Source organism: Algibacter sp. YIN40, from assembly GCF_057219435.1.
The window spans coordinates 66725-83225 of record NZ_JBXVVC010000003.1; the positions used below are offsets into that span (position 1 = coordinate 66725).

Annotated in this window: 10 protein-coding genes; all 10 read right to left on the reverse strand. The window is 34.1% G+C overall.

Annotation, left to right across the window (positions count from 1 at the left end):
* Positions 1-325: 325 nt before the first annotated feature.
* The gene (locus tag AC2D6V_RS11165) at positions 326-1066 is read right to left on the reverse strand and encodes a DUF2268 domain-containing putative Zn-dependent protease (protein ID WP_484648265.1); all 741 of its coding nucleotides are present in this window, start codon (positions 1064-1066) and stop codon (positions 326-328) included.
* Positions 1067-1715: 649 nt separating this feature from the next.
* Positions 1716-2462 (reverse strand): DUF3667 domain-containing protein, encoded by a 747-nt coding sequence (locus AC2D6V_RS11170; protein ID WP_484648266.1) that lies wholly within the window; start codon positions 2460-2462, stop codon positions 1716-1718.
* Positions 2463-2795: 333 nt separating this feature from the next.
* Positions 2796-3263 carry a hypothetical protein gene (locus AC2D6V_RS11175; RefSeq protein WP_484648267.1) on the reverse strand — a complete coding sequence of 156 codons (468 nt, stop codon included), beginning with the start codon at positions 3261-3263 and terminating at the stop codon, positions 2796-2798.
* Positions 3264-3832: 569 nt separating this feature from the next.
* Positions 3833-4879 (reverse strand): ACR3 family arsenite efflux transporter, encoded by a 1047-nt coding sequence (gene arsB, locus AC2D6V_RS11180; protein ID WP_484648268.1) that lies wholly within the window; start codon positions 4877-4879, stop codon positions 3833-3835.
* 220 nt (positions 4880-5099) lie between these two features.
* Positions 5100-6608 carry a M61 family metallopeptidase gene (locus AC2D6V_RS11185; RefSeq protein ID WP_484648269.1) on the reverse strand — a complete coding sequence of 503 codons (1509 nt, stop codon included), beginning with the start codon at positions 6606-6608 and terminating at the stop codon, positions 5100-5102.
* 721 nt (positions 6609-7329) lie between these two features.
* On the reverse strand, positions 7330-8517 hold the full coding sequence (locus AC2D6V_RS11190; protein ID WP_484648270.1) for a S41 family peptidase: 1188 nt from the start codon (positions 8515-8517) through the stop codon (positions 7330-7332).
* A gap of 104 nt (positions 8518-8621) precedes the next feature.
* Positions 8622-9095, reverse strand: coding sequence for a hypothetical protein (locus AC2D6V_RS11195; protein ID WP_484648272.1), 474 nt, complete (start codon positions 9093-9095; stop codon positions 8622-8624).
* Positions 9096-9190: 95 nt separating this feature from the next.
* Entirely contained in the window at positions 9191-11182 is a 1992-nt protein-coding gene (locus AC2D6V_RS11200; RefSeq protein ID WP_484648273.1) for a S9 family peptidase, read from the reverse strand.
* Between the two features lie 570 nt (positions 11183-11752).
* Positions 11753-15100: a bifunctional amidotransferase subunit GatB/aspartate--tRNA ligase AspS gene (gatB/aspS, locus tag AC2D6V_RS11205; RefSeq protein ID WP_484648275.1), complete on the reverse strand. Its 3348-nt coding sequence runs from the start codon at positions 15098-15100 to the stop codon at positions 11753-11755.
* A complete protein-coding gene (locus tag AC2D6V_RS11210) occupies positions 15100-16500 on the reverse strand; it encodes an amidase family protein (protein ID WP_484648277.1) in 1401 nt (466 codons plus the stop codon). Before AC2D6V_RS11210 ends, gatB/aspS begins: the two co-directional genes overlap by 1 nt.
* Between the last annotated feature and the right edge of the window lies 1 nt (position 16501).

The window sequence follows — 16501 nt, forward strand, 5'->3', positions numbered from 1 at the left end:
GACCTGATATGTAGAGTTTTCCTCGATGGCACCCAAAGGTGATTGCCAGTTATATGCCTAATTCATAAGCCTAATGCAATCTGGCATAGCGCAGCGATGATGTACATATCCCAAAGGGCGGGAATCGAACGTAGTGAGATGTAGCAATTTGGGTTCACCTTTTGGTGAATTGTACATCATCGGTCTCGTATAAACTCAGTAGCGGATTACAATGACCAAATTTTCAATTGTCAAGATAAGTTTTTTTTATAAAAAAATAGCGGCATAAGTAATGACTTAAACCGCTATTGCGTTAATACAATGTTGTGTGTAGTTTTTTATAATATTAGTAGCCAGCTTGTTTTATTATTTCCTTCGGCATTAAGTTGCTTAACTCTAAAATACTTTTTCCTGATTTTTTCATTGCTTGTCTGGCTAAAAAATTTCCAGTTCGATATCCTATATATGTTCTTCCATCAGGATGCTTACCCATTACCCACTGAGCATAATCTGCATCTAAAGGAAGAGCCAATATCTCTTTTACCCAACTATCAGCCTCATCACTATAGGCATTTACATCATTTATGTTTCCTGTATATATTTCGGTAAAGGCAACTGCCAAACCTTCATTAACCATTGCATTAGGTATTCCATAACTAAATTTGTTGTCCTGAATTGCCCAACCTCGTGACAAGTGATGAAATTCGTGAAAAATTGTCGATTTGATACCCTGATATGTCGAATCAATTACGCCGCCTTTATAATTATTTGATATTTGAACCAGAACAAGAGGTGGATAATTGGTTTCTGTTCTTCCAGTTACTCCATTCACAATATCAAGATTCCAATCTACATTTTCAACAATAACTTTTATACTATCTGGTAGATTCGGCAAAAGATCGCGCACCTTCTCTTCTGAATTGCTTATCACTTCACGGATGTAAACTTTTTGCGATTCCGTAAATTTGAGAGAGTCTTCTTGAAAGACAACATCTACTGTCGCTATTGGGGATTTCTTCACATTAGAATTGCAGGAAATAACACATACTACTGGGATAACTAAAATAAGGCTTCTAAGTATATTCATTTTGCTTTTTAGTATGAAGACGATACAAATGATATAATGTTACCATCGAGGCTATTTGTTCTCAAATTACACATAGCGCAGCGATGATGTACATATCCCAAAGGGCGGGAATCGAACGTAGTGAGATGTAGCAATTTGGGTTCACCTTTTGGTGAATTGTACATCATCGTTTAGTATATGGCAAGTAGGGCAGACGGGAGCAGAAAATGCTCTTGGATGCACTAAGCCGAACGTTTTATTTTGTTTTTATTTTTTATTAAAAGCCAAATTAACGATTTGGCGAATATTATTTTAGCAATTTATGATCTTAAATAACTTGAGCCCTATTTGCTATATACATTGTTGGGCTTCGTTATTATTTTTTTAAAAAAATCACTTATGTCTTTAATTCTCTCGAAATCAATATCAATTGACTGAATATTGTAATCTTTTGATAGGTGTTCAATAGCCTCAGCTCCAATACTTTTTTGTTTTTTGATTCTAGCCATTACATTATTAGAAGTTGTTTCATACTTCTCAACTACATAAGTGTTCTCTTGAAAATATTTCTCAATTGCATATTCAACATTTACAAGATTTAGATACCAAATACTTTCAATTTTAATTACACCTCCAGCAATTAACTATACACGTTGTTGGCAATTGTTTTTTAATTTAATGGAAAAAAGTATGCTAGCGAAAAAGGCAAAATGAACATCCTAAAAACAAAAAGACATATCATTGCAATTATAATTCTTGGTATTCGCCAAGAAATACTGCCTCTTCTATAAAATTTAAGTAAAACATATATCATATATACAGTCGCCATTAAACTGACTAATTCAATAGACATATTTTTTCCTGTCAATGGATTGTGTATAAAGGCCATAACCTGAATTAGTATGACAACAGTCCCATAAATGTAAATCATTACTGCTATCAGTTCAGGAATATTATGTTTTAATTTTTTGAATAGAAAGTAAAATGGAATAGGCCAAACAAGTAGATTAATAATTCCAAAAAGTATAGGATAGTCTAAAGTCAATGATTGATTCCACAAATGCATATTTTGGTTCAATTCGTTCGATAAAAACGAAAAGGAAGTAAAGGGAATACCTTGTTCCTCAAACATTATTATGGATTCAGAAAGTGCTTGAATTGCTGTTGCTATGATTAGATATTTAACAGGATTCGTAAATCTTTTGCGCTTACCGTTTATAAAACCTTGTATTATAAATTCAGGTTGTTTAAGTAAATTCCAAAATGTAAAAAAAAAGCCTCTGTCTAAATTGAAGACTGTATCAAAAAAATCAGCAATAATATTTTTGAATGTTAATCTAGAATTTGCTTTGGTACTTTGAGAGCAATTTGGGCAATATTTACCATTAAATTCGTAATCGCAATTTTTGCAAATCATTGTTGTTAATTGGTTAGTTAAATTATTGCCAACGGTCTAGTATAACCGTCAGTGACGGGTTAGTATGCGTTAACTTTTGGTTTAGCACAGACTTTAGCAATTCTGAGTGGATTCGGACGTAGTCGAATCCGCCGTAATTGCGGTTATACCTTGTTAGCAAATGTATTTCACTCATTAAGGTAGTTTTCCCAAATTTAATTTTCCGTTTTTGAGGAAATCTCTCTTCTGTAATTATTCAATTTAGTTATGGATAAGAGATAAAATAATTGTATCATCAACTATAAATCACGACTCATACCTAGGAAAACAGATTATGGCACACGAAATGTTTAACTACTTATTCTTAATTATATTCCATCTGTATCCAAAATTCAAAATCGCTTTTGATCCAAATGATAATGATGAATCGGAATTAAGTGGGTTAAATTCAACAGAGGTAATCCAATATCCTTTTTTTCCTTTCGTAAAGCTAGATTGCAAATACACATTAAATGGGAATGGTCTTATTCCAACGATTACTTTAGTATAATTAAACTTTTTACCTATTCCCAATTTACCAGTAACAATTGATGGAAGCGCAAACCCTGCTTCATATTCAAAAATAAAATTATTTTCAGTGATATATGTGCTCCCCCAAAGAACTGAAGTTCCGGGAAAAACGAAATCATCGTCAACAATATAGGCAACACCAAAATTCCATTCTACAAAAGAATTCTTTGATTTTCCTGTAGATATTTCTTGGGCTTCACTGTTAACAAAGAAAAAAAATGATAAAAGAGAAATCAAAAGTGGTTTTTTCATAAAATTTATTTTTAAGAGAGGTTTAAATTAAGAATATTTATTTGTTTGGTGATTTCTGTTTCAAGTTATTTCAATTTTATATTCTCCCAGAATTTTGGACAAAAAATTAAGTCACAACGACTTCTGTTATTTCTACTCGATTTCGTAATATTTGCTAACGCTGCGCTATGTGCAGTCACGTTTTGGATTTTAAATTTATGCAATTTATTGGAATAAATTTAAAATACAGATTAAACGTGATCAGATTGCATTTAGCGACCTGATATGTAGAGTTTTCCTCGATGGCACCCAAAGGTGATTGCCAGTTATATGCCTAATTCATAAGCCTAATGCAATCTGGCATAGCGCAGCGATGATGTACATATCCCAAAGGGCGGGAATCGAACGTAGTGAGATGTAGCAATTTGGGTTCACCTTTTGGTGAATTGTACATCATCGGTCTAGTGTATGATTTCGTTGCGTGTTTCAGCAACTAAATTAGCAAATACAAACCGAATAGAAAATCCGCGAGGATTTTCGTGAGTAGGCGAGTACTAGCAATTAATTATACACGATGTTACCCACTGGCTTTAGGCGTTGGATTTTTTGTAATACTTTTTTCTTAACCAAAAAGAAACACGAACCAATAAAATCAATGCAGGCACTTCAACCAATGGACCAATTACTCCTGCAAATGCTTGACCTGAATTTAGTCCGAAAACTGCAATAGCAACTGCAATAGCTAATTCGAAATTATTTCCTGCTGCTGTAAAAGCAACTGAAGCGGTCTTGTCGTATTCTGCTCCTGTTGCTTTGGTAAAGAAAAATCCGATAATAAACATTAACGTAAAATAGATAAGTAAAGGAACTGCAATAATTAGAACATCCATTGGGATTTCCACAATCAATTCACCTTTCAGCGAGAACATAATCACAATTGTAAATAACAGAGCAATTAAGGTCATTGGAGAAATAGTAGGAATGAATTTCTTTGTATACCATTCCTCTCCTTTTAATTTTACTAAAAAAAGTCTACTCAATATTCCCATTACAAATGGAATACCTAAATAAATAGCTACACTTTCTGCAATTGTCCCGATTGAAATATCTACAATAGCACCTTCAAATCCAAAATAAGGTGGAAGAACAGTTATAAAAACCCACGCATAAAAACTGTACGCAAACACTTGAAAAATACTATTTAAAGCAACTAAACCTGCTCCATATTCGCCATTTCCTTCGGCAAGGTCGTTCCACACCAAAACCATAGCAATACAACGTGCCAAACCAATCAAAATTAATCCGACCATATATTCGGGATAATCACGTAAAAATGTAATTGCTAGAAAAAACATTAATACGGGACCAATTATCCAATTTAGAATAAGTGAAATAGATAGGATTTTTGTGTTTTTGAAAACTTTTGGTAAGAGGGAATAGTTGACCTTTGCTAAAGGTGGATACATCATTAATATTAAGCCGATTGCAATAGGAATATTCGTTGTTCCTCTACTAAATGAATTTATGATGTTAGGAAACGTAGGGATAAAATACCCAAGCCCAACTCCAATAGCCATTGAAACAAATATCCACAAAGTCAGATTTCTGTCAAGAAAGCTTAATTTTTTTTTTGCCATTTTTATAACTTGATCTGTGAGTAAATGTAAAACAAATCAGTCGCAATTTTCATACTTGTTTGATTGTGTTTTTCAGCTTGTGGGTAACGTGTTCGTGTATGGTTTCGTTGCGTTGAGCACTAAGTTAGCAAAAAGAAAGAAACCCATTGTTCAGTAGCAAGGATTTTCCGTAAGGAAAATCAGAAGCAATGAACTATACACGTTGTTAGGTGTAGTTTTTTTAGTTCTTGCCTAATAGCCCATTTATAATATTTTGATCTTCAAGAGTAATATTTTTCCTTTTGGAAATAACTAAGTGTTTATTCGAAATTTCAGCATTTAGACCTGCCATTTTCAAATATCTATCAAGTGGAATTTTTTTTGTTCCAGTTATATATGTATTAAAAAAGTCGTCTTGATTAATACTGCATAATTCTGACATTGTTTGTTGTAATTCATTTAATGAGTAATTCTCGTTTTTACCTCCATACTTATCAAATAGCAGTCGCATTAAGTCATCTATACTTTTCTCATTATTTGTGGCTTTTCTAATAAGTATGTCTTGAGAAATACCTACAAATAACCCGCCCGAATAAATTAACCCCCAATGATCATGTTTTTCTTCTCCATTTGTCATTGATAATTTGCCAACGCCAGGGTCATTGGCATATTTTTCATAGAAGAAATCACTTAAAATATCAAGAAAAGATTCGTCATTTAGAAACCCTACATGACGCAAAGCTTTAATTGTATAATAATTGGTGAATCCTTCTTTAAACCATTCTGTACTGTCATCAATTGGCGAAAAAGATTTACCACTCCAAAGATGATAAAATTCATGAGCGAAAATGAATTTAGATATAGTTTCTGCCATTTTATCACTGCCCCTTTCAAATAAAATACTAATATTATTGCCAATGGCTTCACCATCCGTTGTAGCGGCAGAATTTATTACAACGACAACCTTGTTGAATTTACTCTCTGGAGGAGTGTTCGGTATTCCGCCCATTAGCTTGATGTAATAATCCAATACACCATTTGCTAGATCGCGAAACTCATTTTCTCTTGCTATCATTTCATCACCTCCAAGAGCTAGTATTAATTCAAAATCACCTCTATTAAAGGAAATTTCTTTATGTCTTCCAGCAAATATTAATGAATTTGCTAAATTTGAAATATTACTTACTTTATAACCTAATTTACTATCTCCTTTTAAATCCCATGGTGTAGTTATTTTCCAATCATTAGGAAGTTTAAAATCAACATCTATATCTTGTCTTGTTTCTCCATTCAATATAAATAATGATCGCCCTGTATAAAAAACACCTAACTCTGTTGTATATGCTGCTCCGTCAATTCCACCACTCCATTCATAATTTTCGTGATCTAAATGTACATCATAATTAACGATAAGCTTTTGGTTTAGTGAAGTATGCATTTTCCATTGAGCATCTTTTAATGTTTCAACTTGAATAGGTTTTCCATTTTTATCTTGAATTTTAAGGTTATGAACAAATGTAGCCCATCGATTTTCAAGTTTATTGGCACCTGGATTCATGTATAAGGTACTGTCCTTTGGCGTAAACGTGATTTTAACTTTTGCAAGTTTTGGATTTTTTTTATCAATAGTAACTAAATAAGAGATTTCATTATCTTGATTGCCTTTTTTTAATTCAGAATCGCAACCAAATAGAAGGAAACTAGCAAAAGCTAGCATGATTTGAATTGTTAGTTTATTGATTGAATTCATGTTGTATTTTAATCGAGTTATTTAGAATTACACCTAACGGTCAGGGTATATGCTCTGTAGATGCGCAGCATATACATTAAGAGCATTGGCTGTGCATCTATAGGGCATATACTATGTTGTGTGTCTGTTTTACAAGTTAGAAAAATAATTTAACAAATATACAATTGATTAATTGATGCACATCCATACCCTGACCGTTGAGGGTTATTGAGTGTTATGGGAGACGTGAAAAAACCACCTATTCCTATGAGTGATGGTTTTTTTGCAGCGTAGTAACACGTCACTTGTGCAATGACCCTCAACGCTGCGCTATTTGCAGTCACGTTTTGGATTTTAAATTTATGCAATTTATTGGAATAAATTTAAAATACAGATTAAACGTGATCAGATTGCATTTAGCGACCTGATATGTAGAGTTTTCCTCGATGGCACCCAAAGGTGATTGCCAGTTATATGCCTAATTCATAAGCCTAATGCAATCTGGCATAGCGCAGCGATGATGTACATATCCCAAAGGGCGGGAATCGAACGTAGTGAGATGTAGCAATTTGGGTTCACCTTTTGGTGAATTGTACATCATCGTTTGGGCTATGGGTAGATGCGTGAGTTTAACACGGACTTTCACAAATATAAAACTTCTTTCAGGAATTCGGCAGAAACTTTCCATAGTAGCCTAATCCGAGCAATTACTTATAGCCTCGTGTTGTAAACTGGCTTTTCTTTATTGACTTTCATTCCGTTTAATATCCTCTAATATCCAAAGTATATTTAAATCAATACCATTTTTTAAGTCATTCCAATTTGGTTTGATATGAACATCAGGTATAATTCCATTTGAAACAGAATCTTGAAATCTGTAATATCTTTTTGAAAATTGCACCCACAATTTTGAATTCTTTAATTGAAACATCTCAGCATCCTGATAATCATTTGGGTTAGCACCTGTAGGTTCACCAACGATTTTAGCGTTTAGCAATTCCTTAAAATGTGCAGTATTACTCATTCCTGCAGAATAGGTATGTCTACCCGTTATCACGTAAACACCTTTCTGCCAGTCAATTTGGTCAATAATTGCCAGTAGTTTGACAAGTTCTAAACCAACAAAGAAATTACCACCTCCATTATCTCTTACATCAATAATTATATTTTTAGTACCTCTTTGAATTATATCTCTTGATAGGGCAACAGAAAAACGCCTCATTTGTAAGGCATTGGGATATCCTGCAAAATAAATATAACCTGTGGTGTGTTCTTCAATTGTTTGATACCATAAATATGGAGTACCAATCAATGATTTGTCAAAATGGAATGGACTTTCTAAAACTATAGGATTACCGAGTGAAGCACTATATTCAACTTCTGAAATAGCATCAAGTTTTACGGTTTTTGGAGATCCATTTTCTAATAAAAACTCAAAGTTGGTAGAGCTTTCATTTTTACTAACACCTAATATTTTTAAGATTCTAGCGTATCTCATATACCTAGCCAATCGTTCACTTTTCGAGTACCAATTATCAGCACACTGAATGACTGATTCTACTTTACGTGTTATATCTTCCAAAGAGGTGTTATCTATACGAAGTAGTTTTGCACCCAATAGTTCAGGATTATTTTTGGGTGCTCTTATTACTCTAATTTCAGCTTCATCAAACACAAAAAAACCTAAGGGGTAAGATTCGTAGAATTCTGATTGAGCCCATATTCCTGTATGGCTATCATCTAACGACCTTATTATTTTTGAAAGACTTATAAAAATTTCATCATTTGAAAGTTTCGGAAGTTGATGCAATAAACTATCTACTTCTTGCTTTACTTCTTCTTTAGATATACTATGATAAAGATTTATATGTTTTGATTCTAAAGTTTTTATTAGGTTTTCAATATCAACTTCCCATTTTTCAGCGGTCATTTCAGGCTTTTCTATTACTTTGTTATTGCAGCTGAAAAAAATAAATAGGATTGAAATCAAAAAACAAGTCTTATTGTAATTAGCTATTTTCATAAAAGCGTGGTTTAAAAATAAAATGTAATTAAGGCATTAGGTAAGTAGACAATTGTTATTGCCAAAATGAAGCTTAGAAAAATCTCAATAAAGGATGTTTTTTTTGTTTTTAACAGACTGAAACCAAAAACAACTAAGCATAATATAGAAAGACCGAATAAAATATATTTTGGATAACCAGTAAGACTTTTAATAATATATATTGCATTGTTGAAATAAATTTCTAGTAAGACTGTAACGCTAAAAATAAATAAAAATAGATTTACTCTTTTTGATTTAAAAAATATTGCAATCCCAGCTATTAGAAGCAAGAGATAAATAATCCAACGACTTAAATACAATAAAATGGAATAATCAATGTATCTTCCTGAAGCTACGAAATCAGGAACTGGATTTAGTATTCTCTCGTATTCGGAAAATGTTAAAAAAAGAAAAATCAAAATAAAAGCGCTTCCATATATTCTATTTAAATAGTCTTTTTTCATAATGTTACTTTATCTTGTATAATTCTTAGCTTGTTTACAACGCTAAGTATAAACCGCGTTTCAATGCGGTTTATACATTGTTCTCAATAGTTTAATCATTTTTCTTTTGTTACCTCTTCCAAGAAGTCAAACCATGTTTGATAAAAAATCATTGTGTTGTCCAATCCTTTAATTCCATGCCCCTGACCTTCAAATTTCACCAGCTTAACATTCTTATTATATTTATTAAGGCTGTCAGCCATCATTTCACTTCCTGCAATGGGCACACGACTGTCATTAGTACCGTGGGTAAGTAACAAATATCCATTCATCTTATCTGCATGATACAACGGAGAACGATCATTGAGTTTTGCCGATTCAGTTTTTGGGTCTCCTGCTTCCAGAGTTACCCAATCCGGAATGTTACAGTTCTCATAAAAATGAATAATATCGCTAAAACCAGCATGACTTATACCAAAACCCCAATCAAATTCAACTTTATTACTATTTACTTCTCCAGGGAAGGTAAGTGTGCGCATTGTTGCATATCCCCCATGGCTACCTCCAAATACACCAATATTGCTCGGAGGAACATTAAGTTTTTCTGATATATACTTAGCCGCATAAAAGACATCAATAATCTCATTGCCGCCTAAATCCTTGTCATTCAGGGCCGAAAACTCTTTACCAAATCCACTACTGCCTCGAGGAGATGGACTTAGAACATAAATGCCGGCATTTGCCAGAATTTGATACCTTGTGCTAAAGGAATTACCTCCTCCGTAAAAAGATTGAATCATCACTATCCGTTCATTTTCAGGTAAGGGGTTTTTAGGTTTATACAAATACGCATGAATTTGCCTAGGTTCCCCGGTAATAGGGTCTATATCAAATGTTGGGTAGGTGATTCTTTTCACCGTAGAATTATATATTTTATTTTTCAGGTTTTTAGGTACATCCACCATCGTACTGAAAGTCAATTGATTTGTGTTCACCTTTACTTCATCAATTCGGAACATTGATGTATTCGATGTGGCTGAGACTAACATCTTATCAGCCTCACTGTCATAGATGTTCAAAACAGCCTCACTGTTTTGTTGAAGTATTACATCTCCATTGGGTAGGGATAAAAGGTATACTTGTGTTTCTATGGGGGAAGATGTGGTTGCAAACAAATACTTGTTCTCATCGATGGTCAGTATTTCTGAAGTTCCTAAATCGGTGGTGAACTTCGTTAGTTGTTTCGATTCCTTTTTGGTCAGATCAAAGAGATACACATTTGAAAAGCCATCTTCATTGGAGATGTAAAGAAAGGTGTTTTTATCTAGCCACTCGGAGTATGCCCCAGGGTTTGAACGCTCCTTTTCTGCATCCGTCAACAATGTGCGCGTTTTTGTTTCAAAATCTATATACATGAGATTACCCCAGGTTCTGTCGGCATTTTTCAAGGTGTTAACAACCACACCCTTTCCTTCAGGTTGCCAACTCGGAGAACCCCATGTAAAGCGCATTTCAGGGGTATCTTGAACTATCGAACTTTCTTCTTTCGTCTTCAAATCCAAAATTCTCAACTCGCCTAGACGTTCCTCTTTATCACCCAAACGGGCTACATACGCCACCTTGTCTTTGGTATCATTCCATCGATAACCAAAAATGTAGGGAACGTCTGTAAGTTTTTCAACTTCTTTGGTTTCAGGATTAAGCCGTGTTAAATTGATGATTTCGTCATTTGACTCGTCACCAATCCAATACAAGTGCTTGTCATTTACGTTATATCTGATCGTCCACACATTTCGGGTACTGTAATCTATATCAGAGATTTTTTTCCCATTCGCCAAATCAGTATTACCATTCAAATCAAGCGCCAGTAAATCCGTGGTGTTTCCACGTTTCATGTAATACAACTTACCGGCTTCATAATCCGGATTAAATCTAGCATAGGGAAAACCTTCTACAAATGGACTAAGATCAATCTCTCTGCCTTTAAAATTAACTAAGTTGGCATTCTCATCAATTGCCGTCTCTTTGCCTTCAGTGCTTTTCTGGTCATTGCAACTCAAAAGAAGCATTGCCAAAAAGAGTATTAGAACTGGTTTGTTTTTATTCATATTGATAGAGTTTAATTATTGAGAACGGTCAGGGTATATGCTCTGTAGATGCGCAGCATATACATTAAGAGCATTGGCTGTGCATCTATAGGGCATATACTATGTTGTGTGTCTGTTTTACAAGTTAGAAAAATAATTTAACAAATATACAATTGATTAATTGATGCACATCCATACCCTGACCGTTGAGGGTTATTGAGTGTTATGGGAGACGTGAAAAAACCACCTATTCCTATGAGTGATGGTTTTTTTGCAGCGTAGTAACACGTCACTTGTGCAATGACCCTCAACTCTTAAATAAGTCTGTATTTATTTTCATCCAACAAGGTATGATAAATTTTAAAAATCTCCCGTAAACAGTTATAAAATTAATAGTATAGAATCATGCATTTTGTATAACATAGCGATTTGTTTTAAGTAGAGTGTTATACAAAACACCTGTAAAATATTCTGAGTTTTCTAACTCTATAAAATCGCTAATAATGACTAATCTTCATTAAAAATTCTCAGCAGAAAACTACCGGGAATTATTATTAATTTCACTAAGTAATTTTTTCAGAAAAAGTATTATTACTTTCTCATAACCTTCACATTCATTTCTTCAACCTTTTTATCAGATAGAGGAGAAGGCGCTCCAAATAATAAATCTTCACTGGTACCTGTTTTTGGAAATGCCATAACTTCTCTAATAGAAGATTTTTTCTCTAAAATCATCATCAACCGGTCCACACCCCATGCAATACCACCATGTGGTGGTGCACCATATTGGAAGGCATCATACATGGTTCCAACACTTTTCAACATTTCTTCTTTATTATACCCCATGTTTTTATAAGTCGCTTCAAGAATGTCTGCCTTGTGCGCACGAATGGAGCCACCTCCAATTTCGTAACCGTTTAGTATAAGATCGTATTGTTGAGCTATAATTGCCCCTATTTCATCTTCTTTGCCGTTCATGTGCTTATCAATATCGTAAACCGCAGGCATAGAGAACGGATTATGTGTAAAAGTCCAATGGCCGTCATCTGTTTTTTCAAACATTGGAAAATCGACAACCCATGCAGGCCTTAATTCTTTCGAATTTATTAGCTTGAGCATTTTACCAAGTTCTTGTCTTACAGCATCTAGGGCTTTGTTAGCCGTTTCATAATCTGCAGCAGAGAAAAATACAATGTCCCCAACTTGAGCATTGGTGGTTTTAATAATACCAGCCGCAATATCTTCACCCAAAAATTTAATGATTGGCGATTGTAAATCGTTTTCATTTACAATAATATAGGCTAATCCACCAAGACCATAATCCTGAGCAATACTTGTTAATTTTTCAATTTGACCTTTAGATAAGCGCTTTTTACCTTGTTCTTCTGCCGAAACCTTAATGCATTTTACAATACCCCCTTCGTCAATTGGCTTACTAAATACTTGAAAAGAGGTTTCCTTTACAATTTCGGTAATATCTTGAAGTTGTAAGCCAAAACGTAAATCGGGACGGTCGCAACCATATTTATCCATAGCATCTTTATAAGTAATAATCTCAAACGGATGCAAAAGCCATTTCTTACCATAGATTTTTGTGACTATGTCATTAAACATTTTAGTGTTTAAATCTATTATTTGCTGCATACTGGCAAATGCCATTTCTATATCTAGTTGTGTAAATTCTGGTTGTCTGTCGCCACGAGAATCTTCATCTCTAAAACAACGGGCAATTTGAAAATATTTTTCGTATCCAGAAACCATCAAGATCTGCTTAAACTGTTGTGGTGCTTGTGGTAATGTGTAAAAATGACCTGCTTTTTTTCTTGTGGGAACAATAAACTCTCGTGCACCTTCGTCTGTTCCTGCTGTAAGAATAGGGGTTTCTACTTCTAAGAATTCTTGTTCATCTAAAATATCTCGCATCAGTTTAATCACTCTATGGCGATTTACTATGGCACGTCTAACAGAATCGTTTCTATGATCTAAATATTTGTATTGAAAACGAACGGTTTCATTTGTTTTTGTAGCTCTTTTAATTTCAAATGGTAGTGTTTTAGAAAGGTTTAGAATCTCTAATTCCGATGTTTCTAATTCTATAGTTCCAGTTCTTAGCGATGCATTATAGTCATCTGCTTTTCTTTGAACAATAATACCTGTAACAGTAATTACAGATTCTGGTTTTAACTTTACAAGGTCGTCTAAATTTGGAAAGGACTCTCTGCTTAATCGTACCTGAAATATCTCGTTACTAGAATCTCTTAAATCGATAAAAACAAGTTCGCCATGGTCGCGCACACTTGATACCCATCCGGCTAAAGTTACTTTTTTAGAAATTGATTCTTCCGCTAGCTGTGAGGCTTTATGTGTACGGTAATTTTCTTTAATTACTAACGGGATTTCTGGCAGAACTTCTTCGTCTTTTTTGGTTTTTGATTGTGCTTCGACTTCACTCGGCATAATATCCGTCTTGCTTCCGTCTTCGGTTTGCGATTTTTCATCAGTATAACCAGTAAGAGCGCTTAAAATCCCTTCGCGAATTACTTTTCCTGAAGCGCCCTTACCAATAATGCCAATTACCTTACCAACTAAAATACCTGCTTTACCTTGGTTTCCAGATTTAATGTCATTTGCAACTCCTTCGTTGTTAGAAATTACTTCTCTAATAGCATCAGTAATTTTTTCTTCTGAAATAGAGTGGTCTTCAAAGTAAGTTCTATAATCAAATTGAGAATCTGTTAGCAAAGATTTAATCGCATGTTGCGCTAAAACAGGTGTAACTTTTTCATCTTTAAACAAACTGAATATTTCAATGAAGTCTGAAATTTGTTCAATGTTTGAGTAGTCTTCTGGTTTAATATTATTAGTTAAAGTTTTAGCAACAAAAGATGGCTCTTTTATGATGTTGTTAATCGCAACAAAAGTTTCAGAACGTAACGAATCTGCCGTAAAAAATTTGGCGTCTTGAGGTAAAACACCACCTTTAATTAAAATACGTTCTACCGCAAATGGTAGTGTGCTAGTGTCGACATCAATGCTTTCTACAACATTTTTAATGTTTACAAATGGTAAATCGGGTTCAGATATGAAACGATAATCTGCTTCATATTCCTTTTTTCGCATGGTATTGGTTTGCTTTAAATCGGCATCCCAAAGCACAGTAGTTTGATCTGGTCTAAATTCGTTATGTTCTAAGAAATAGTTGAGTTGTTTTTCAACTTCTTCTTTTAAAGCTTCTACCATAAACTTAAACGAATTCAAGTTTTTTATTTCGGTACGCGGATTTAAATTATAATCACGTTTCTTACGAAGCGAGACCGAAACATCCGATTTAAATTCACCTTTTTCAAGGTTTGCTTCAGATATTTTTAAATTTTGAACAATACGCTGAATGTATTGTGCGTAAGTTGAAGCATCTTCAATATGGCGAATACAAGGTTCGGTAACAATTTCAATTAAAGGCACGCCAGCTTTATTAAAATCTACCAAAGAAATTTTCTTTTCGTGTACTAGTTTAGCAGCATCTTCCTCAATATGCACCTGTGTTAAATTTACTGTAAACTGTGAGCCATCATTACGGAAACAAGACACTTGGCCGTCAGGAATAACGGGGTTGTGAAACTGAGTTATCTGTATGTTTTTCGGGTTATCTGGATACTCGTAATGTTTTCTATCCCATGAAATGACATCATTCTCAAAAGTCGATTTTACAGCTTTCCCAAAATAAATTGCTTTTGTAATAGCTTCTTTATTTATTGCAGGTAAAACTCCCATTTGTCCTGTGCAAACCGAACAAATATTTTGATTAGGTGTTTCTATTTCTTGATTAGGGCAAGAACAGAATAACTTTGTATTTGTATTGAGACGTACGTGAGTTTCCAGTCCTATAACTAATTCTAACTCGTGCTTTTTTAATAAGTCGTTTAATTGTTCTAATTCCATTATAGCGTATCTTTTAAGAAGTTAGCAAACTTCAAAACGAGTTCGTCATTATTTTTAGCGGCTGTAATTTGTAATCCCGTTTCTGTACCCTGAGGGGCAGTAAGCGTTGGTAATTGACCTAGACTAAAACCAACAGTATAAACATCAGATAAGTACATAGCTAAAGGGTCTTTTAGGCTTTCTCCAATTTTTGGTGGTGTGTTTGGCGTAACGGGTGATAAGATGATATCTACCTGTTCAAAATCTTTTTCAAAGTTTTCAGATATACTATCGCGTAGCGCCAATCCTTTCAAATATATTTCATCCGAAAATCCTTGGGATAATACTTGATTTCCTCCAACAATTCTACGTTTCGTTTCTTCTGAGAAGTTCTCTGAACGTGTTACAGCATAAGTTTCTTTTAAATTGTCTGCTTCAATACGGTTTCCGTAATTTGTGCCGTCTAATCTTGATAGGTTAGAAGCTGTTTCGGCCATTGCTACTGTATAGTAAGTAGAAACTAAGGTATTCGATTCAAAGAAATCCAGTGCTTTAACTTCAAGACCTTTAGCTTTTATTTTTTCAATGGTATCAAGAAAATCTGCTTTCACTTGAGCGTCAATCGCATCAGTTTCAATAAAGTTTTTAAAATAACCGATGGTTTTTATGTTTTCAGAAGATGAAATAGCATCTTGCGATATTTCCGTGGAAGAGTAAGTGGTTTGATCTTTTACATCTTTACCGCTCATCACATTCAAAACAATACGAATATCTTCTATTGATTTTGCAATAGGTCCAACACAATCCGTAGAAGATGCATAAGCCATTAATCCGAAACGCGAAATACGTCCGTAAGTAGGTTTTAAACCATAAACATTATTATATCCTGCTGGTTGACGTACAGAACCACCAGTATCACCACCAATAGAAAAAACAGTATAATCATTAGCAACGTTAACAGCAGAACCACCACTAGAACCACCTCCCACCAATTCCGGGTTAATAGCATTTTTTACAGCTCCAAAAATGGTGTTTTCACTTGATGATCCATGCCCGAAACTGTCACAGTTTTCTTTAACTAAAGGTATAGCCCCAGCATCCAATAATTTTTGAATGGCAGTTGCTGTGTAAGCCGCTTTATAATTTTTAAGCAAGTCTGAACTTGCAGTTGTGTAAGTGCCTTGGACCATATACACATCTTTGATGCCAAATGGGATGCCTTCTAGTAACCCTATAGCTTCGCCTTTAGCAATTTTTACGTCTACTTTTGCAGCTAAATCAAGAGCTAAATTATCAAGCAAGGAATTGACCGTATTATGAGTATTGCTTTTTAGTAAATCTAACTTCTCTTGAATCAAATTGGTACAAGTTATTTTTCTGTTTACCAGTTGTAGATGAATTTTATGTATTTGAGATTCCATA